The organism is Priestia sp. D51 (assembly GCF_053345675.1).
Map to the genome: position 1 here is coordinate 140,380 of NZ_JBLTIR010000004.1, position 19,325 is coordinate 159,704.

The window sequence follows — 19,325 nt, forward strand, 5'->3', positions numbered from 1 at the left end:
AGAATCAAATACATTGTTACCACTTTATTTGAAGCTAGATTAAGAACTTCTCTTCCCCATGCTTTTGCTTATTTCTCACCTATTTTCAAGACAAAAAGCTCCTTTAAACAGGAGCCTTCAATATATTTTAGATAATTCAGTCTTTTTTAAATATCTATCAAGCATTTTTGTCGATTCCCTTTGAGTAAGTGATGGAGAGCTGTGAAAGCTTGGTGAACGATACGTGTAAAACACCTGTAAATAAAAAAGCTAAGATTGTTGCTCCTGTGGCTAGCGGGTGAACGTACGTAAAATAATAGGCAAATATAGCCCCCACTACGTATGATAGATACACATGAAGGTTAAATCCTTTTGTATACCAATATATTTTATTTTCCTTATCTAAAATAGCTGAAATGTCATAGTGTTTTCGGCGAATGATATAGTAATCAACAAGAACAATCGCAATAATAGGAATAAATAAGACGCCGATCATAAGCAAAAAGCTTTGAAAATTTGTCATTAACCACTCTTTTAATAAAGAACCTAGGACTGTGACAACTCCCATCGTTAGTGCCGGTATCCAAAAGCGCTGCTTTGGAAAAATAGACAAATAAGACATTGTTGCGCTATACAGTACCATTACGTTGGTTGACAACACCGATAAAAAAATAACGATGGCTGCTACTAATCCCAACAGCGGGCTATATGCGCCAATTAAATTTACCGGGTCATACGTTTGCGTCATATTTCCGAGAATTGAAAAGCCGGAAACCGTTGCGCCTAATCCCATCGCAATCAAAGTCGCAACGTTATAGCCTAAATACGTTCCCGCAATTCCCGTTTTTTCAGATTTACAGTTTCGGTTATAATCGCAAACAATAGGAATCCACGTAAAAGCTGTAGCTACTACAATATCAAAAGCTAACATTCCTGTAATACCAGGATTTTCACTTGCTTTCATTTGAATTAATTTTGCTGCATCAAATTCGATAAACAAATAGCTAAACACAACGGTTGCTAAAATGACCATTAGCGTAGCTACTAACTTTTCCGTTGCTTCAATGCCTTTGTGTCCGTATATAGAAATAGCTACTACTAGTACTTGAGTAAGAATTGTAAATAGATTGATATTGCTGTAACCGGTCAAAAAGGTGACGGCATGATTTAAACTTAGCCCTGCCATGTAGGCTTGAATCCATGCCCATCCTATTAATGTAATAAGATTAACAGCAGCAGGAAGCATAGCTCCTCTTTGTCCAAAAGCAGGTCTCATCAAAACCATGGTTGGAAGACCGGTTCGAGTTCCGATATTCCCCATCAGCACAAGCGGTATGGCACCGACTAAAGAGCCAAGCACGATAATAAATAATGCCTTTAAAAAGGTCATATCGGGTACAAACAGCATTCCCGTAAAAACGGTCGTTACTACCACATTGGCTCCTATCCACATGGAAAATGTCGAGAAGAAGCCCATACTTCTTTTATTTACTGCAATCGGCTGCACATCATCATGGGCGAGACCACTTTTTGTTGTCATCCCTTTTCCACCTTTCACTTTTATTGATACCAATTGGCTCGAGCTAGCTTGGAATTTGTATTCACATGTTTTATTTCAGTAAAAGCAGCTAATCCTGATGGACCTAGCTCCCGGCCAATGCCGCTTTCTTTAAAACCGCCCCACGCCGTTTCGATATGAGGCGTATGGTAGCCGTTGATCCAAACCGTTCCCGCTTGAAGCTGTTCAGCAACTCGCTCTGCTTTCTTTACATCATTCGTTAAAATTCCTGCAGCTAAACCAAATCTCGTACCGTTGGCAAGTGCTATGGCTTCTTCTTCACTTGAAAAAGATTGAACGGTAATGACGGGACCAAATATTTCTTCTTGGACGATTTTCATATGCTGCTCCACGTCAACGAGCACCGCTGGCGTTATATAGTTTCCACCTTCGCAGTCAATTAACGTTCCTCCTGTTAATAAATTCGCACCTTCTTCTTGACCTAGCTTAATAAAACTCTGTATTTTATTCAGATGCTCCTTGCTAATAACCGGACCCATCTCCGTTTCTTCTCTTAACGGATTACCAATTTTTATAGCAGCAACAGCCTCCGTAAGAGCAGAAAGAAACGAGTTATAAATAGATTCGTGTACGAGTATACGCGATGAAGCTACACACACTTGTCCTTGGTTAAAAAATGAGCCAAACATTGTCCAGTCTACTGCAATATCAATTTCGCTATCTTCAAAAATAAGAAGCGGAGATTTCCCTCCCAGTTCAAGCGAAACTCTTTTCATCTCTTTTGCGCACTGCTGATAAATACGTTTGCCTGTTTCTGATCCTCCTGTAAAAGAGACTTTGGCTACGTCTTTGTGTTCAACAAGGGCACTTCCCACTTCACCGTCTCCTGTAAGTAAATTAAACACGCCTTCTGGTATACCGGCTTTTTCACATAGTGAAGCTAACTTTAAAAAAGAAAGCGGCGTTAATTCTGACGGTTTAAACACCACCGTATTTCCAGCTGCTAATGCAGGAGCCAGCTTCCACATGCCAAGCAGCAAAGGGAAATTCCAAGGAACGATTAGCGCGCATACGCCAATAGGTTCTTGAATGATTTTACTGCTTGTGTCGTCGAACATGTTCTTTGTCCACGGCTGATTTTCTTCTGTTAAATTTGCGTAATATCTTAAACAATTAATTGTATCTTCAATATCTAACTGCGCTTCTTTTATCGGTTTGCCAGTATTTAATGTTTCTGTTTCAGCGAATATACTCGCTTCACTTTCTAATAAGTCTGCTAGTTTCGTAAGCACCTCTACACGCAGTGATTTATTTTTCTTCCATTCACTTTGTTCAAAAGCCTGCTTTGCTTTACCTACCGCTTCCTCTACTTGTTGAAGCGACGAATCAAACACTTCCGCTATAATCTTATTGGTCGCTGGGTTGATTATTTCTCTTTTACATGGTTTTGCTTGTTTCTTATCTATCCTTACATTTACTTGCCCGTTCATAGTCAAACACCCCTCATAGAGAACTCTTATATAAAAATGGGAAGATAATAGTACCTTCCCATTTTTACCGTCTTGCTTATATTCAGTCGCGTGCTTTCACTAACAGCGCTTCTTCTTCTTTTGCTTTTTTTCTTAACGCAATAAGTGTGATAAATTCATAGACAATATTAGCGGCCGCCGCTGCTGTAATTTGGCCATGATCATAAGCTGGCAGTACTTCTACTAAATCAAAACCGACAAAATCAATATTTGTTAAGCCTCGAACGAATTGAAGCGCATCGTCAATACTTGCACCTGAGACTTCAGGCGTTCCTGTTCCCGGCGCGTAAACTGGATCTAAAAAGTCAATGTCAAACGATAAAAATACGGGTCCTTCCCCTACACGCTCATGAATAATGTCTAACATTCTATCAACGCCCATTTTTTTATATTCATTTGTCGTATACAAAGCTAAACCTAAGTTCTTTGCATCTTCTAAATCTTCAATACCGTACAGACCGCCTCGCATACCGATTTGAATCGAGCGCGATACGTCGATTAACCCTTCTTCAATCGCTCGTCTGAATACCGTACCGTGATTGTATTTTTGTTCAAAATAACTATCCCACGTATCAGAATGAGCATCAAACTGGAGAAGCGCTACCGGTCCGTGCTTTTTCGCGATGGCACGAAGTTCACCAAGGGTCATCGAATGATCACCGCCCAGTGAGATAGGAATAATTCCTTCATTCACAACCGGTGCTAGCCCTTCTTCAATTTTTTTATACGTTTCTAAAATATACCCGGGAACCACTGATAAATCGCCGTAGTCCACGCCTGAGATGTAATCAAAAATATTAGTCTTTTGTTCTGGGTTATACGGGCGAAGCAAAATGGAGAAATCTCGAATGGCTTCCGGTCCAAAACGTGCTCCTGTGCGAAAAGATTGACCTGAATCAAATGGAATACCTGTGACAATAAAATCCATTTCTGAATTTACTTGTTCTACATACGGAAGTCTCATAAATGTACGTGGTCCGCAAAAACGCGGAGATTCAAATGAATTTTTCGGCTGATATTTTGGCATAATTTATTCCTCCTAGTGGGTTTCATTCATTAGCGCCGCATCATTATTTTAAATACTGACGCTTTTTATTTAGATACTTTTTATTAATGCAAAATGCATGCCAATTTTTATCGCCTTATTCCGCGCAATTATGGACGATTTTTAATTCATAATAGAATCAAAACAAAAAAACTGATTCAGTATTGAATCAGCTAATTCATTTTGAATTAAAGTCTCATTATTTTATATTGTACTTTCGTAAACGTCTTACGACCGTAGGCTGGCTGATTCCTAATGTGTTTGCCATTTCATACGTTGTTTGACACTGACGATAAGCGCGAATCAGCCAGTTTTTCTCCACTTCTGCAAGTGCTTGCTGAAGCGTCATTCCCTGAGAGGTTAACGTGTCAAGAGGCTCCCATTCTTCTTTTTCACTGCTGCTATTTTCTGAATAAAACGGGAGGTCTTGAGGCGAGATGCTGTTTTCATCCGTTGTTAACACGAGGCGTTCAATTGTATTTTCAAGTTCGCGCACATTTCCGGGCCACGGATGTTCAAGAAGCAGATTTAATGCTTCTGCATGAAAAAATTTCTTCATGTTATATTTTTCATTTTGTTTATGTAACACGTGATAAAGTAGTGCCGCGATGTCTTCTTTTCGCTCGCGAAGCGGCGGAATGGTAATCGGAATAACGTGTAAACGATAAAACAAATCTTCACGAAACGTTCCTTTTTTGACCATTTCTTCAAGCGGCTGATTTGTGGCTACAATCAGCCTGAAGTTTACGTGTTTGGCTCGTTCACTTCCAATTTTGGTGACTGTTTTTTCTTGCAGCACTTTTAACAGCTTCACTTGCATATCAAGAGGAAGTTCCCCTATTTCATCTAAAAAAAGCGTGCCGTTATGAGCTAATTCAAACTTTCCTATTTTCCCTTTTGTACTGGCACCTGTAAAAGAGCCTGCTTCGTATCCAAACATTTCAGATTCGAACAAACTAGCTGGAATGGCTCCGCAGTTAATTTCAATAAACGGCTCTTCTTTTCGATCACTTCCATAGTGTAAAGCACGGGCAAAAGCCGTTTTACCAACACCCGATTCACCTAGCAGCACAACCGTTGCATCGCTGTCTGCCACGCGATTAATAATCGACCATACCTTTTTCACCGATCCACTTCGTATGACCATCTCATTTGACTGTTGTTCCCGAAGCTCTTCCACTTCGAGCTGATATGTTTTCATTTTCACTTCGAGCTGCTGATAATCTTCTTTTAAGCGCTGAAGCTCTGTTAAGTCATGCGAAAAGCTAATGACTCTTTTCATACACTGATGTTCATCATACACGGGAATACCGGTTGCCATTACAACTTTTCCCGTTTCTGTTTGTTGCATCAGCTGTACTTCTTTCTTTTTCTTTAACACTTCAATCGTAACGGAAGGTGAAAAGATCCCACGGTCTTGCAATTCGTATACCGTTCGTCCCACTAACTCTGACACGTCATACCCGTATATATCACGGCAGTTTTGACTTGCTCGTAAAATACACCCTTTTTCATCAGTGATCACGATATTGTCGTGAGAAGCATGCAAAATAGCTTCAAGCTCTCGTTCAATCATCTCCATTCAGTCCTCCTTTTTATGTAATCTGATTTTTCTAACATTTACACATATTATTTTATCAGTAAACTCGCTTACTCAACACAAAAAGCTCCTTTAATAGGAGCTTTTTGTTTACGATAGCTGCTTCATTTTTTGTTTAAATAGAGCTACTTTAATCATAAAATAAGTGATGTTTTCAGGTAATTCTTCTTTGATTGGCTTTAACTTTTCATCGCCTACTGACGAAGCGGCTTGTAAAATAAGCTGTTCGTCTTCATCCGAAAGAAAAGGTGACCAGTCGATTTCTTTTTCTTCTTCCGCGCATTTAAACAAATGGTTTTCAATGGTAATGCGGCTCAGTTCACGTTCTTCAGCAATTTCATCTAACGATTTTCCTTGCTGAAATAGCTCATACGTCATTAAGTGAGAGCCTTCTTTTGATGATGCTCTTGCTTTTTTCGGAGCAGGAGCTGACACTTCTCGCTTTCGGTCTGGATGGTCTTCGCAAAACTGTTTGATTTCAGTCGTGAATCGTTCTCCGTATCGCTCTTGTTTTTGCTCTCCGACTCCTTTTACAGTGGCAAACTGTTCAAGCGTTACCGGAAGTTTTGTACACATATCATGAAGAGTGTCGTCTGAGAAAATGACAAAAGGAGGCACGCCGGCTTCGTCTGCTAGCTGCTTTCGAACGGAGCGCAAATGAGCAAACAGCTCGTCGTCTTGGACAATTTTCTTCACTTCCATTTGTTCTTTTCTCATCACTTTTTCCGTACCAAGAAGCACACCTTTTCCTTTGGCCGCTACGGATAAAGTAGGAAATGACCCTTGTCCTACTAAAATAAACTGCTCTGAAATCAAATACTCGATAAAATCGCTCACTTCTTTAGCCGACCGGTCGCTCATGACGCCGTACGTTTTCAGTTTATCGAAACCAAAATCAACTACTTTTTTATTTCGAGAACCCGTTAACACTTGAGCAATCATCATTTTACCGAAACGTTCGCCCATACGAATCATACAAGATAACACTTTTTGCGTATCGACCGTTACGTCTATTTCTACACGATCATCCGTACAGTTGCTGCAGCGGCCGCACTCATGCGCTTCACTTTCTCCAAAATAATGAAGAATATACGCCTGCAAACAGCCTTCTGTATGACAGTAGTTCACCATACTTTGCAGTTTTTCAAGTTCTTGAATTTGCTTTTTAGGATTCGACGTTGACTGTTCAATCAAAAAGCGCTGCACGCGAATATCTTGAGGTGAATAAAGCACGATACACTCACTTGGCAGTCCGTCACGACCAGCACGTCCTGCTTCTTGATAATAGCTTTCCATATTTTTTGGAAGCTGATAGTGAAGAACAAAGCGAATATTCGATTTATCAATTCCCATCCCAAACGCAGAAGTGGCTATCATTACCTGAACATCATCTTGAAGAAAGCGATTTTGCTCTTCATCACGGCTGTTTGCGTTCATACCAGCATGGTATTTTGATACGTTAACTCCTGATTTTTGCAATCTAGCGTGAAGCTCTTCAACATCTTTACGCGTAGCGGCATAAATGATGCCTGCTTCTTGATCATTTTTACGGATATACTGATCAATATAGCTGATTCGATCCTGACCTTTCACAACCGCAAACGATAAATTTTCACGTTCAAAACCAGTCATCACTGTATACTCTTCGTTAATATGAAGAGCTCGGCAAATATCTTCACGCACTTGAGGCGTCGCAGTAGCCGTCAGCCCCATCACAATCGGCGCGTTAGACAGCTTGCTGATTAGTTCATTGATGCGTAAGTAACTCGGTCTGAAATCATGCCCCCACTGTGAAATACAGTGCGCTTCATCTACCGCTACAAGCGGAATAGGAAGCATTTGAAGCTGTTCTAAAAACTGCGGAGACTCCAGTCGCTCCGGTGCTACATAAAGCAACTTATATTCTCCCAGTGCTACTTCTTCTAAGCGCTGCTGCACTTCCGTGTACGTCAGCGAGCTGTTAATATATGTGGCCGGAATACCCGCTGCGTTCAGCGTATCCACTTGGTCTTTCATCAAAGAAATCAACGGAGAAATAACCAGTGTCGTTCCTTCTAATAGCAAGGAAGGAATCTGATAACAAAGTGATTTCCCTCCCCCTGTTGGCATAATACAAGCGGTATTGTGCCCTTCTAAAACATAACGAATCGACTCTTCCTGTCCTTTTCGAAATGAATCATAGCCAAAATAGGACTGTAAATGTGTTAAAGCTTGTTCAAATTGCAAAATTTCGTCCTCCTTTAAAATAAGTAGAAATGGTAGTTGAGGGATTCATTAGAAGGAATTGAGACGTAGGATTTTATTTTATCAAATCTTAGAGGAAGTTGCACAGAATTCGTTGATTTAAGGATATAGCAAAAATGATAAGCGAAAAGCCATCAATTTATAACTCTCTTTCCTATCACAAACAATCTTTTTATGTATGTCAGGACTCCTTTCCTAAAAATCTTTCCCCATTCCATTCTTTTTTCCTGTATACTTAAGAATAGGAAAGAGGTGCTTATCACGAGACATCCTGTAGAAACGATTTATTATTTAGAAAATCCACAGCGTAATATCTCAACATATGCTTCCACAACTCAGTTAACGGTTGAGTCTGTTGTGAAAGATGTGTTTGGTGTTGCTTGCGTAGCAGATATTAAAATTATGCTTCAATATAATAAAGAATTCCGCAAAAGTATTAGTCAATTACACAATGCGATGGACGATGATCTTACGTTAGAAATGGTTTTTCGAGTTGCTTCAAAAGAAGATTTGCTTCGATTTAAAAAACGTTTACTTGAAAGTAGTTTAGATGACGCAGAAACGTCAATAGACTGTCCATTCAGCGCAACCATTCAATTACAAGATGGTCGATATACATGGAACGAGTCTACTTCTGTTTATGAAAAACAAAAAGAACGTCTTTCATCTTAAATTTCTCTATTTTTATGTATGCAAAAAGCCTAGATCTTAGCTGTTTAAGATCTAGGCTTTTTGCAGTTTGTACTGTACCTTAAAAGGTCAAAAAAAAGATGCAGGAAAAAGGCTGGCTAAAGCCTTCTTCTGCTTATTGTCCGCCAGATTCTCCTCAAAGATAACCGCGCTGTTTCCTCTTCTCCTATGTTAGACTTTTTAACTCAATTTTATGAAATAGGTTTTATCTCTTCCAATAACGTGTATACACAAAGCAAGAGGATAAGTTACTTAAACTTCTCTTCATTACTAAACATATTCTAGAAAGTTGTCTATCATACAAGGAGGTTTTTTTGAAATGGTAAATGTAAAAGTAGTTGAAAATGGCGTACAGGCAAAAGATACAATCGAACAATTTTTGCGTGAAGGATTTACAAAAGACGAAGTTTATTTACTTGCACACCATCAAGATCGCTCCGAGGATTTAACAGCTGCAACAAATACAAACAATATCGGCCTTTCTGAACAAGGTGTTTTTGATGCGATTGCGAATGTATTTCGTTCTCGAGGAGACGAGCTTCGTGCCAAAATGCGTTCATTAGGCCTATCACAGCCGGAAGCTGAACGCTATGAAGAAGAATTAGATCACGGCAAAGTAATCGTGGTTGCATCAAAAGTTGCTTAATCTAAAAGCCCTACAGCAGGGCTTTTTTATTTTTGTCTTCTGCCCTTTTTCCCCTTTCATTAAAGAAGTCATTCATACATATAATTGTGAAGATAAGAGTTGCTGTGAGGAGTGATATATTTGATTATAGGAATTGAGTACACAAAGCGTGTGAAAAATGGATTAGTCGTTAAAAATATTCCTTACAAGATACACGATAAACCTTGTGATGAAGGCTGCTGTAAAAATGATAAAACGATAGGCGTCAGAGACAAATTAAGGGTTAATTGGCTGTTAAACGTTTTTATGCCCAGTAAAAATATAACGGTATTTGATTATAAATATTGGTCAGAAGAGTTAACTTCTTTATGGAGAGAGTATCGGAGAAAAACTGTATAATACTCAAGATAAAAAATCTCCTTGATGAGCAAGGAGATTTTTTTCTATTGACTTTATCTTCTAGCACCAACCTATTTATTAAGCATTTCAACAATTTTTATACCTTTAGATGTTTGTACCATCACTATTATAAATTGCTGAATGGGATGCTTTTTCTTCCACTCATCATAATCAATTTTATATGTAACATTTCTTAGCTGTGTTTATCCTTTTCTGCTGAAGGTAATAATGAAGATGCATAAACTATATAAAGGGTGAAAAGTTATGATTAACGTCATTGAGACACTAATTGATTATATAAAGAACTCTTCTACAGATGATCCGCCCCCTCGCCCACATATCGGTGAGACTATGGGATGCTGGCTGTATTTCACTGCTTTAGCGGAAGAAATACCTGCCTTAGAAACTTGCCTTAATACAACAACCAACAGTGAACTGCTTAAGCTTGCTCAAGACTCAAAAAACCTGGCTGAATCTCAGATTGATACACTAAAAAAATTAATGATTAAAGAAGGAATTCCCCTTCCTGAAATACCGGCTACCAAACCGAAATCCGACCCTAACAGTATTCCATTAGGAGCAAAAGCCACGGATTCTGAAATTGCTAACTTAATATCTATAAAAATTGCCTCTAATATCGTCATGCGCAGCACGAATATGGGACAATCTATTAGAACCGATATTGGATTAATGTGGTTGAAATTCCACACTGAAAAGGTCATATTAGGATCAAAAATAAAAATTCTAATGCAGCAAAAAGGATGGCTCAAAATTCCGCCTTATTATTATCCACCTGGAGCCCCTCATAACTCTAATTGAAGTGTTCTTAGGTAAAACAGCATAGATAACCTTACATCCAACACATTTAACGAGGTGCTTGAACATGGATTTCCCTACAATTCATACAAATTTTTGGGACGCAGTCATTGGTGTTCCTGTCGTATTAATCGTGACGCAGCTGATCAAATGGCTTTTTCATCCTAAAAAGCAATTTGTTCCGACTATCGCTTTAGCTGTCGGCGTGCTTTTTTCAGTATTGATCAGTCACCCTCATCATATTATTGCCGGGTTGTTTATGGGGTATTTTTATGGATACGCCGCAATTGGAAGCTATGCAGGTCTTAAAACAACGTGGAGAACAATTAGAAAAGATACGTCTCCTTATTCATCAGACTAAAAAACCAGCGAAGTATTCGCTGGTTTTTTAGTCTTCATTACTTATTTCTTCTGCTCCTAGATCTTTGGCTAAGTGAACAACCGATTGATTGATTTTCCATACGTAATAAATGTTATGCAGCAGCTGCAGATGCTGTAAGTTTCTTGATTGAACGGACGTATCAAAATAATCTAAAGATTGTTCAATCTTTTGTCTTACATCTTCAAGCGTGTATACATACGTTCCTCTTTCTCCTCGTAATGCTTTTTCAAGCTGAGTGAAGTTGCTTGCCACTTTCTCTTCCACTTCCTTTACTACGCCATGAAATTCTGCTTCCTTATAAAAAGCTTCGTTTCTAGTAGAAGAAGCTACCAAATGCTTGGCGTAATAATTAATGGCGGTAAAAACGGTCAAAAATTGCTGAAGACGTGAACGGCCAACGAAACCTTTGATAATAGGATCGGAATCGACATGAAGCTGTTTTAGCTTTTTTTCTAATTCCATTCCTTTATCAGCCAAATTGGCAAATGCGTACTGCTTCGTAAAACGATGTAAATAGGTGTGAACAAATTCTTTTAAAGCCGCTACGTATTCTACTGAAGTGTCGGTTATTTTATCTCTTGTTCTTTTAGGAAACACAAGAGCAGATACGGCTAAACCAATTCCAACTCCTACGACCGTATCTAACACGCGAGCCAGTAATAAGCTCTCTGAAATTCCGCCAAGAAGCATGTCATACATAAAGGCCAGCATCATCGTAATCCAAAAACTCATAAACGAATACGTAATGGGAAAGAAATAAAAAGCCATAAACACACAGATAAAAAGCAGCGTTACTTCAAGTATTCCAGGGGAAACGTAGCTTGCAACAACAAAGCCGACAGCTGCTCCTAAAAGCGTGCCTACGCTTCGCTGCACGGCTTTTACAAACGTACTTCCTATCGTTTCTGTACCGAGAAGCACTAAATAGCCTGCTAAAAGCGCCCAATATTGGTGCGATGGAGATAAAAACGAGCCAAATACTAGCGTCGCAACAGCAGTGATGACCGCTTGAATAGACTTTTTCGTAGATGGTTTTAATCCTTTTTCTTCATCATTATCCTCTTCGTCTTCTTGTTCTTCCGCTTCTTTTTGAGGCTGTTTTTCTTGTTTCACAATTGCTTGCTGCAGCTCATACGCTTCATCAATGACATGATTTGATATCGTTTCGATACGGCGTATTAAGTAAAGCCAGTCTTTATACCTTTCGTCTTGAGGTTCGAGTTCGCTTAATTTTTGGCGCAGCTCTTGCAAATGCTGAGCTGCATCCGTTAAGGAATGAGTAGGATTTTCATTTAATACCTCTGCTTCGCGAATCGATTCCACTAGCTTTAACAGCACCTGCTGAATATCAAAATGATTAAATGCCTTTAATTCACTGAGTTTTCGGATCGCCGGAGAATATGTCTGCAGCAGCATCACTGTATCAAATACATAAAGGCGCATTTGCTCAGCTGTTACGCCAGGCCATATGTCGTGAGGATCTGTATTTCCAAGCTCTTCTGATGCTACACGGGCATACTCCGCTAGTTTTTTAATATTGCGGTTATACTGTTTGATTTGAGCTGGTTCAATTTGTTTCTTTTGAATTAACTCAATAATTAAATCAAGCACCAAATTTACTTGAATATGAAAGGATTTCATTGAAGACCTTAGCACGTTGGAAGGCCGGTCTTTAAAAATAACAAAATTATAGATAAATGCACAGCAGGCTCCTACTATAACGCCAGCTAACAGCCACGGCAGCTGAGAAAATGTAACGTGTAAAATAGAAGCAAAATAAAACGACATAAATGCTACCATCGACAGAGAGAAGTAGCGAATACCAAATTTCTGTAAATAAAAAGACAAAAACACCAATAGAACGAGAAAAACATTTTCTGCTTGTCCATATCGTGATAAAAACGAGCCAATTCCAAGAGAAACGGCGCTAGAAAGTGCTACTAAGACGGTTGTCACTTTTTTTGCTTTTGTTGTTTCATCATTTACAACCAATATACCCATCAGGCCGATTACGCCGGATAAAATAGCAGCGGTAATTTGAGAGCTTCCCGCTGCTTTTAATACAATCAGCATAATAACGACCGCTGTAATGACACTGATTGTAGCTTTAGAAGCTGTTTTGAGCCTTTTTCGTCCAGGATCTGCAGCGACTAAGCGGCTAAACCAATATGAAAAAATAAACACCCTCTCCTTTCGTGCTGTAAAGTTCTTTGTAGAAAGAGTAATATTATTACTTATACCCTTTTTAATTCTTTTCTATCGTATGTAAGTATGTTTTCACTATAACATTGCAAACGGCTAAAGAGCTAAACAAATGATTAAAAACACATCTGTTTTCTGTCAGATGTGTTTTTTAAAAATAATGGTTCATTACAGTGTAAGAGAAGAAATTTCCCACCCGTTTGTTAACGGATTTCTTTTTAAAGTAAAAACCATCGTTGTCTTGTGAGCCCCTTTATTTTCGTAATAAATAAGGCAATCTACGGAGATTTTCTCTTTTGTTTTATACTTTTTTGCATGAAATAAGTCCGTTTTATAATAAATGGTGGAGATACTATGCAGCTTTGCCCATAGCTTATGCTCTTGCGTTACGCGCAAAACCGGCTGCATTAAGGCATCGTCATCTTGCTTTAATCCGGTTAAAAACATATTGACGACTTCTGCCGGCTCAGCTTTTAATGCATATTCATCAAGCTTTCCTCCTGCTTTTAATACCATTAACTGATGACCTGGATCTACATTTTGAGACTTGTGAGTCGTACTTCCTGCAAAATGAATGCAAAAATGACCGGGGAACCCATTGTCAAGCGCACCGGCTCCATGAGGCATTCCATTCATGGAAGCTGCAAGCATTTGGCCTTTAAATGGAATAAGAACAGCTCTTCGGTTCCAGCTCCATTTTCCATTATATAAGTGCTTCATTACTTTCGTATCTTGACGTGTAAGCGGCTGAACATCTGCGTGGTGTGAGCCTGCTCTTCGCTGCACATAAAAGTAAAAACCGGTTTCTACATCGATTACTTTAAATTTTTTTCCCTTTGGCAGTAAGGTTTCTACACGTTTCCACTTTAATACTTTTCCTGTGTCGCTTACCGGAAAGTACGTAAGGTTTTCTTCTGCTTTCATCTTTTGGGGATGCACAAAAAAACTAATAAGCATAAAGACTAAAATCATTAATTTTATCATTGTCTACCCTCATTACCTTGTAGTTTCTCTATGTAATATGCGAAAGTACACATACAATTATAAATAGAAATTTTTACACGCTCGTCTCATGGAAAATAATACAAAAAAGAGCTTGTGAATCCTATACATTAAACGGTTCATTTTATTCATACTAACAGGTGAAAGCGAGGTATATGATATGAATTTCACTTGGATGATTGGACTTTTAATGCTTATTCAACCTCTTTCTACACAAGACCACCTATCTATTACTCATGACGGTAAACCAATTGAACGGATTGAACGGGACAAAGTGGCAGTACCTCTTCTTCCTGTACCCATGGTGGATCATGATCGATACAATCTTCTTCTAAAAGAATTGGATAAAAAAACATATAGAGAGCCCATAAATGCCCGCATTGATAAAAACGGACAAATTGTTCCTGAGCAAGCGGGTGTCAAACTATATCATAAAGATTTTGCCGAGAAATTTTATACTTATTTTTTTAACGGCGGTACGTCAATCTTAGAAATCCCGACGCTTCCTGTTCCGCCTCGCGTGGATAAGGAGCTGCTTGCAACGATTCGTATTAAGCAAATCGGTCATTATCATACGGTATTTAACCCCCATAATAAAAATCGTTCTCACAATATTTCTCTTGCAGCTGAATCACTAGACAGCAGCGTCATATTTCCTGGGGAAGTTTTCTCTTTTAATCAAACCGTTGGAAAAAGAACGGCAGCAAAAGGGTATATGCGTGCCCCAATCATTGTAAAAGGAGAGTATTCTGAAGGAGTTGGAGGAGGAATTTGCCAAGTTTCTTCTACTTTATTTAACGCCGTCGATAACGCTGGCGTCACGATTACGCAGCGCTACTCACACAGCCGCAGTGTTTCCTACGTACCTCCTGGGCGAGACGCTACCGTCAGCTGGTATGGACCTGACTTTCATTTTAAAAATACGTATAGTGATCCTTTGTTGATTCGAGCACAGGTTCAAGGCGGAGTCGTAAGCGTAGCCGTTTATTCTACCGATGCGATTGAATATAAGCCTCGCCGCGTGCCTTGGGCTTCTAATAACCTATTGTTGAAAGAAAAAAAAGCTGAATCACATGTTGATACTGGGCCTACCGATTAATCATCTTTTCCAGCATTTTATAATGAGCATAAAAAAGCCTAAAGGGTATCCTTTAGGCTATTCAGTGATCTACTTAGCAGCCGTAGTAGCCACCGTAACCACCGCTATAACAACTACATCCGATAATTACTAATAGGATAAATAATACAACTAATAAAGCGAAACCAGAACCAAATCCACATCCAGCATTAGACATACAAGCACTCCCTTTCAATGTGATTTTCTGTTGCTAAAACAAAGAAGGTTCAAACATGGGGGGTTTCTCATGGATAGCTTATTGTATGTCTGCCTAGACGTTTTGGTTTGCTGTTCTGCTCATTTTTTAAAAATTGGGCTTGTTTTCGTCTTTATAACTCGGAAAATGTAATTCCGTAAGAGTAAAGCTCATTTCCACTCTTCCTTTAAAATCGCGTAATAATATTCATCCCACCATCCTTTTTCAGTTGGAATACATTTTTTGAAATACCCTTCTCTTCTCATCCCGATTTTCTCCATAACACGATAAGAAGACGTATTCTCAGGTTGACAAGTAGCAATAATCCGATGCAGGTTCATTGTATTAAAGGCGTAGTCCACGATTGCTTTTGCCGCTTCTGACGCATATCCTTTCTGATGATAGAGAGAATTAAATACCCAGCCAATTTCATAAGTATGGTATCCAAAATAGTTGAAAAAGACGATATGACCAATTGGGGTTTTTTCGTTTTTTAATAAAACTGGAAAATTTTTAACGTTTTCTTCCATATTTTCATTTACAAATTTCTTCGCATCATCCTTACTAAAAACACCTTCTGGTATGTATTTCATGACATCAGCATCAGATGTATATGCGTAGACATCTTGCCAATCTTCATAGTTAAATTTGCGTATTAGTAATCTGTTAGTCTCAATATCCATGTCGATCTCCCCTATCTCAAAGCTACCTTCTATACGCTTGTTTCGATAGCGAAGAGATAAAAACCTCTTTGCAACAAATTACTGTTGTTTTTGTTGCCGCTTCTTTAAAAAAAGATAAAGCGACTCTGCAAAAAAGAAAAATAAAAGAGAAAAAAGGACAAATAATTCGGCTACTTCCATTACACGAAACGGGCTTAACGCATTGTATAGTGCCTGCAGTATGTTCGTTCCTTGAAAAAGATCAATTCCTATAGAAAGAGCGACCACAGATCCAAATAGCAGCAGGCTAACTCCAATAATTTTCATATGTCTACTCCTCACCTAATCATTACTTACCTCATAGGTTCGTCATTTTCATTTACCATCATGCAAAAGATATTTTGTTAAAAATTACATAATTATACGGTTTTTGGTCAAATTAATAAAAACTACAGTAAGGGTGCTTTCATTTATGCCTTCGTTCTTTAAAAATCAAAAATCTAAAAATAAGCTTCAACCTCAGGCAAATCAAACAAGCAGCGAACAAGCAGCTTCTTCTCTTAAGAATTTGCTGTCTGAGAACCTTACCCTCATTAAAGAGAAAACTGGAAACAGCTCAGATATTGTGATTCGTCATTTTAAACTAGGTGTCAATAACAGCTTGGCTGCTGCTATCGTCTATATAGAAGGGATTGTAGATAATCAGGCTATTCAAGATTACTTACTGCAGTCTCTGATGAAAGATAATCAAAAAAATGACCTAAACGATCAAAATGCATTAGAGTTAATCTCCGAAGACATCGTCACAATCGGCAACGTATCGTTTGCAGACAACTGGGATGATTTACTGTCTTCTTTGATGTCAGGAGACAGCCTTCTTATTGTCGATGGCATAAACCGCGTACTCAGCGTGAGTACACAAGGCGGTGAAAAGCGTGCCATTGCAGAATCTACTACAGAAATGGTAGTTCGGGGACCAAAAGGCGCCTTTACTGAGTCTATTGGCACAAACTTAGCTATGGTGCGCCGAATTATTAAAACACCTGACTTATGGCTAGAGTCGATGAAGATTGGCCGGGTAACTAAAACGGATGTCACTGTTATGTATATTCATGGCATCGCAAACGATAAAGTTGTAAAAGAAATTCGAAAGCGATTAAAAAACATTGATATTGATAGTATTTTGGAATCAGGTTATGTTGAGCAGCTGATTGAAGATCAAACAATCACTCCTTTTCCCACTATTTATAACACAGAAAGACCCGACGTGGTGGCAGGTAACCTTTTGGAAGGAAGAATTGCTATTTTTGTGGACGGAACTCCTTTTGTCCTTATTGCTCCCGCGTTGTTCATTCAATTTTTCCAATCGGCCGAAGATTACTACGCACGCTTTGATATTGCCACATCCATTCGTCTTTTGCGGGTGTTTATGTTTATGATTTCACTTATCGCTCCTGCTACGTACGTGGCGGTTACGACATTTCATCAAGAAATGGTACCTACAACGCTTATCGTAGCTCTTGCAGCACAGCGAGAATCCGTTCCATTTCCCGCGTTTGTGGAAGCTTTTTTTATGGAAGTCACCTTTGAAATTTTGCGTGAAGCAGGGATTCGTTTACCAAAAGCTATCGGATCTGCTGTATCAATCGTTGGAGCTCTTGTTATTGGGCAAGCAGCGGTTCAAGCGGGGATCGTCTCACCAGCTATGGTTATTATTGTATCGATTACAGCCATTGCTAGCTTTGCTACACCGTCTTTCGATATGGCTATTTCAGCGCGTTTAATTCGTTTTTTATTTATACTAGGATCGGCTACATTCGGTTTCTATGGCATTATCCTCATTCTTTTAATGGGAGTTGGACACCTGTGCAGCTTACGTTCGTTTGGTGTTCCTTACATGACGCCATTAGCACCCTTTATTCCTGCAAGCAATGAAGATACATTGCTGCGGTTACCTTGGTGGACGATGAGAAGAAGACCTAAATTAATTAGTGATAACAAAGTTCGTCAAAGCAAACATCAAAAGCCTGAGCCTCCTTCTTCAAGAGGTATGATTAACCAGGAACTTGAAAAAGGTGATCAAAATGAAACGTAAAAGTTTATTTTTACTGGTAATGACCATAATGATGGTATTGCTTACGAGCTGCTGGAGTAAAAAAGAATTAACAGACCTTGCATTTGTATCGGCAATGGGCATTGATAAAACGAAAAACGGACGGTATGAGCTTACCTTTCAAATTATTAACCCGGGAAACGTAGCTGGCTTACAAGGGGGCGGCGGTACCCAAAGTCCGCCTGTTACGATCTATTCTGCTTCTGGCGATAATTTAGTTGAAGCAAGCAGACGCGCTTCAGCTAGAATTTCCCGAAGACTTTATTATGCCCATACCAACTTAGTCGTGATCGGAGAAAAACTAGCGCGTGAAGAAGGAATTAACATTCTTATTGATTCTATTGATCGCGATCCTGAATTTCGAATTACGACTTCCCTAGTCATCGCAAACCAGTCAAGTGCTGCTGATTTGGTAAAAGCACTAACGCCTGTCGATAAAATTCCAGCAAACAAAATTATGAAAACGCTGGAGTTCACTCAAAGAAAATGGGGAGAAAATCTAAAGGTTTCCTTTCAAGAAGTGATGAGGTCTCTCGAATCTCCCGGAGGAGAAGCACTAGTCTCGGGTTTTCGTTTAGTTGGAAATCCTCAACAAGCAGAAAAATTAGATAACCTCCAGCAAAGCGCACCAGAAGCTACCCTTCGTGCTTCTGGCATTGCTGTTTTTAAAAATGGAAAGTTAATCGACTGGTTGTACAATAGTCCAGCCAGAGGCAGCGTTTGGATTCTTGATAAAATACAAGGAACGGATATTAATATAGATTGGAAAGGAAAAAAAGAAGCGCTTGCCTATCAAACAGTTCGTCAAAAAACGGATGTATCTGTAAAAATGAAAAAAGGAAAACCTTACGTGTCCGTTCACACTCGCGTAGAAGGCGATCTTGGAGAAGTGGAGGTCCCTGTTGATACACGTCAACCTGCCGTAATCAAAAAAATGGAAAAAGCTGCAGGTAAAGAAATAAAAAAAGAATTACAAACAGCTATTAAACACGCTCAGACAGACAAAGTTGACATCTTTGGGTTTGGAGAAGCACTGGAACGCACGCGCCCCAATCAGTGGGAAAAATTCAAATCAGAATGGGATGACGTTTATTTTCCAAAATTAGATGTAGACGTTACAGTAGAAGCTTACATTCGCCGAACGGGTCTGCGCAATAAATCGTTTCTCTCTAGCGTAAAAGAAAAACAACAATGAGGTAAGGAGG

General features: G+C 39.1%; 18 protein-coding genes. 8 read left to right on the forward strand and 10 right to left on the reverse strand.

Features of this window, described 5'->3' with window-relative positions:
* Positions 1-157: 157 nt before the first annotated feature.
* The 5 genes from ACNHOZ_RS17430 to recQ all read right to left on the reverse strand — a co-directional run bounded on the left by ACNHOZ_RS17430 (position 158) and on the right by recQ (position 7,898).
* Positions 158-1,519, reverse strand: a complete 1,362-nt coding sequence (locus ACNHOZ_RS17430) for a purine-cytosine permease family protein (RefSeq protein WP_048020994.1) — start codon at positions 1,517-1,519, stop codon at positions 158-160.
* A gap of 20 nt (positions 1,520-1,539) precedes the next feature.
* Positions 1,540-2,988, reverse strand: coding sequence for an aldehyde dehydrogenase family protein (locus tag ACNHOZ_RS17435; protein ID WP_447697257.1), 1,449 nt, complete (start codon positions 2,986-2,988; stop codon positions 1,540-1,542).
* Between the two features lie 82 nt (positions 2,989-3,070).
* Entirely contained in the window at positions 3,071-4,054 is a 984-nt protein-coding gene (gene speB, locus ACNHOZ_RS17440) for an agmatinase (protein WP_048020998.1), read from the reverse strand.
* Between the two features lie 217 nt (positions 4,055-4,271).
* Entirely contained in the window at positions 4,272-5,654 is a 1,383-nt protein-coding gene (locus tag ACNHOZ_RS17445; RefSeq protein WP_048020999.1) for a sigma-54 interaction domain-containing protein, read from the reverse strand.
* Between the two features lie 108 nt (positions 5,655-5,762).
* Complete coding sequence (recQ, locus tag ACNHOZ_RS17450; RefSeq protein WP_048021000.1) at positions 5,763-7,898, reverse strand: DNA helicase RecQ; 2,136 nt, start codon at positions 7,896-7,898, stop codon at positions 5,763-5,765.
* Positions 7,899-8,168: 270 nt separating this feature from the next.
* Here recQ and ACNHOZ_RS17455 point away from each other — a divergent pair, with 270 nt between their 5' ends.
* The 5 genes from ACNHOZ_RS17455 to ACNHOZ_RS17475 all read left to right on the forward strand — a co-directional run bounded on the left by ACNHOZ_RS17455 (position 8,169) and on the right by ACNHOZ_RS17475 (position 10,807).
* On the forward strand, positions 8,169-8,588 hold the full coding sequence (locus tag ACNHOZ_RS17455; protein WP_033578925.1) for a hypothetical protein: 420 nt from the start codon (positions 8,169-8,171) through the stop codon (positions 8,586-8,588).
* 337 nt (positions 8,589-8,925) lie between these two features.
* The gene (locus tag ACNHOZ_RS17460) at positions 8,926-9,252 is read left to right on the forward strand and encodes a general stress protein (RefSeq protein ID WP_013056955.1); all 327 of its coding nucleotides are present in this window, start codon (positions 8,926-8,928) and stop codon (positions 9,250-9,252) included.
* Positions 9,253-9,363: 111 nt separating this feature from the next.
* Positions 9,364-9,630, forward strand: a complete 267-nt coding sequence (locus ACNHOZ_RS17465) for a hypothetical protein (RefSeq protein WP_230683508.1) — start codon at positions 9,364-9,366, stop codon at positions 9,628-9,630.
* 264 nt (positions 9,631-9,894) lie between these two features.
* Complete coding sequence (locus ACNHOZ_RS17470; protein ID WP_048021002.1) at positions 9,895-10,449, forward strand: DUF3231 family protein; 555 nt, start codon at positions 9,895-9,897, stop codon at positions 10,447-10,449.
* Positions 10,450-10,513: 64 nt separating this feature from the next.
* Positions 10,514-10,807 carry a hypothetical protein gene (locus ACNHOZ_RS17475; RefSeq protein WP_028413425.1) on the forward strand — a complete coding sequence of 98 codons (294 nt, stop codon included), beginning with the start codon at positions 10,514-10,516 and terminating at the stop codon, positions 10,805-10,807.
* 27 nt (positions 10,808-10,834) lie between these two features.
* Here ACNHOZ_RS17475 and ACNHOZ_RS17480 read toward each other — a convergent pair whose 3' ends face one another.
* Both ACNHOZ_RS17480 and ACNHOZ_RS17485 read right to left on the reverse strand, forming a co-directional pair.
* Positions 10,835-13,012 carry an FUSC family protein gene (locus ACNHOZ_RS17480; RefSeq protein WP_063248041.1) on the reverse strand — a complete coding sequence of 726 codons (2,178 nt, stop codon included), beginning with the start codon at positions 13,010-13,012 and terminating at the stop codon, positions 10,835-10,837.
* 186 nt (positions 13,013-13,198) lie between these two features.
* Positions 13,199-14,014, reverse strand: coding sequence for a hypothetical protein (locus tag ACNHOZ_RS17485; protein WP_048021006.1), 816 nt, complete (start codon positions 14,012-14,014; stop codon positions 13,199-13,201).
* A 178-nt stretch (positions 14,015-14,192) separates the two neighbouring features.
* On the opposite strand from ACNHOZ_RS17485, the gene ACNHOZ_RS17490 reads away from it, so the two are divergent.
* Positions 14,193-15,131, forward strand: a complete 939-nt coding sequence (locus tag ACNHOZ_RS17490; RefSeq protein ID WP_048021008.1) for a VanW family protein — start codon at positions 14,193-14,195, stop codon at positions 15,129-15,131.
* Positions 15,132-15,204: 73 nt separating this feature from the next.
* Here the strand turns inward: ACNHOZ_RS17490 and ACNHOZ_RS17495 are convergent, their stop codons facing one another.
* From ACNHOZ_RS17495 to ACNHOZ_RS17505, 3 genes are all read right to left on the reverse strand, one after another.
* Positions 15,205-15,327: a YjcZ family sporulation protein gene (locus ACNHOZ_RS17495; protein ID WP_013083059.1), complete on the reverse strand. Its 123-nt coding sequence runs from the start codon at positions 15,325-15,327 to the stop codon at positions 15,205-15,207.
* Positions 15,328-15,515: 188 nt separating this feature from the next.
* Positions 15,516-16,028, reverse strand: a complete 513-nt coding sequence (locus tag ACNHOZ_RS17500) for a GNAT family N-acetyltransferase (protein ID WP_048021010.1) — start codon at positions 16,026-16,028, stop codon at positions 15,516-15,518.
* Between the two features lie 78 nt (positions 16,029-16,106).
* Positions 16,107-16,334 carry a hypothetical protein gene (locus ACNHOZ_RS17505; protein WP_048021012.1) on the reverse strand — a complete coding sequence of 76 codons (228 nt, stop codon included), beginning with the start codon at positions 16,332-16,334 and terminating at the stop codon, positions 16,107-16,109.
* A 145-nt stretch (positions 16,335-16,479) separates the two neighbouring features.
* Between ACNHOZ_RS17505 and ACNHOZ_RS17510 the strand changes: the two genes are divergently transcribed.
* Positions 16,480-18,102: a spore germination protein gene (locus tag ACNHOZ_RS17510; protein ID WP_048021014.1), complete on the forward strand. Its 1,623-nt coding sequence runs from the start codon at positions 16,480-16,482 to the stop codon at positions 18,100-18,102.
* A complete protein-coding gene (locus ACNHOZ_RS17515) occupies positions 18,092-19,315 on the forward strand; it encodes a Ger(x)C family spore germination protein (protein ID WP_048021016.1) in 1,224 nt (407 codons plus the stop codon). The genes ACNHOZ_RS17510 and ACNHOZ_RS17515 overlap by 11 nt, the downstream gene beginning before the upstream one ends.
* Positions 19,316-19,325: the final 10 nt, after the last annotated feature.

Excerpts from the sequence above, each read along its gene's own strand:
- ACNHOZ_RS17430 (WP_048020994.1), bottom strand. The coding sequence starts at position 1,519 with ATGACAACAAAAAGTGGTCTCGCCCATGATGATGTGCAGCCGATTGCA.
- ACNHOZ_RS17435 (WP_447697257.1), bottom strand. The coding sequence starts at position 2,988 with ATGAACGGGCAAGTAAATGTAAGGATAGATAAGAAACAAGCAAAACCA.
- speB (WP_048020998.1), bottom strand. The coding sequence starts at position 4,054 with ATGCCAAAATATCAGCCGAAAAATTCATTTGAATCTCCGCGTTTTTGC.
- ACNHOZ_RS17445 (WP_048020999.1), bottom strand. The coding sequence starts at position 5,654 with ATGGAGATGATTGAACGAGAGCTTGAAGCTATTTTGCATGCTTCTCAC.
- ACNHOZ_RS17460 (WP_013056955.1), top strand. The coding sequence starts at position 8,926 with ATGGTAAATGTAAAAGTAGTTGAAAATGGCGTACAGGCAAAAGATACA.
- ACNHOZ_RS17470 (WP_048021002.1), top strand. The coding sequence starts at position 9,895 with ATGATTAACGTCATTGAGACACTAATTGATTATATAAAGAACTCTTCT.
- ACNHOZ_RS17475 (WP_028413425.1), top strand. The coding sequence starts at position 10,514 with ATGGATTTCCCTACAATTCATACAAATTTTTGGGACGCAGTCATTGGT.
- ACNHOZ_RS17485 (WP_048021006.1), bottom strand. The coding sequence starts at position 14,014 with ATGATAAAATTAATGATTTTAGTCTTTATGCTTATTAGTTTTTTTGTG.
- ACNHOZ_RS17490 (WP_048021008.1), top strand. The coding sequence starts at position 14,193 with ATGAATTTCACTTGGATGATTGGACTTTTAATGCTTATTCAACCTCTT.
- ACNHOZ_RS17495 (WP_013083059.1), bottom strand. The coding sequence starts at position 15,327 with ATGTCTAATGCTGGATGTGGATTTGGTTCTGGTTTCGCTTTATTAGTT.
- ACNHOZ_RS17500 (WP_048021010.1), bottom strand. The coding sequence starts at position 16,028 with ATGGATATTGAGACTAACAGATTACTAATACGCAAATTTAACTATGAA.
- ACNHOZ_RS17505 (WP_048021012.1), bottom strand. The coding sequence starts at position 16,334 with ATGAAAATTATTGGAGTTAGCCTGCTGCTATTTGGATCTGTGGTCGCT.
- ACNHOZ_RS17510 (WP_048021014.1), top strand. The coding sequence starts at position 16,480 with ATGCCTTCGTTCTTTAAAAATCAAAAATCTAAAAATAAGCTTCAACCT.
- ACNHOZ_RS17515 (WP_048021016.1), top strand. The coding sequence starts at position 18,092 with ATGAAACGTAAAAGTTTATTTTTACTGGTAATGACCATAATGATGGTA.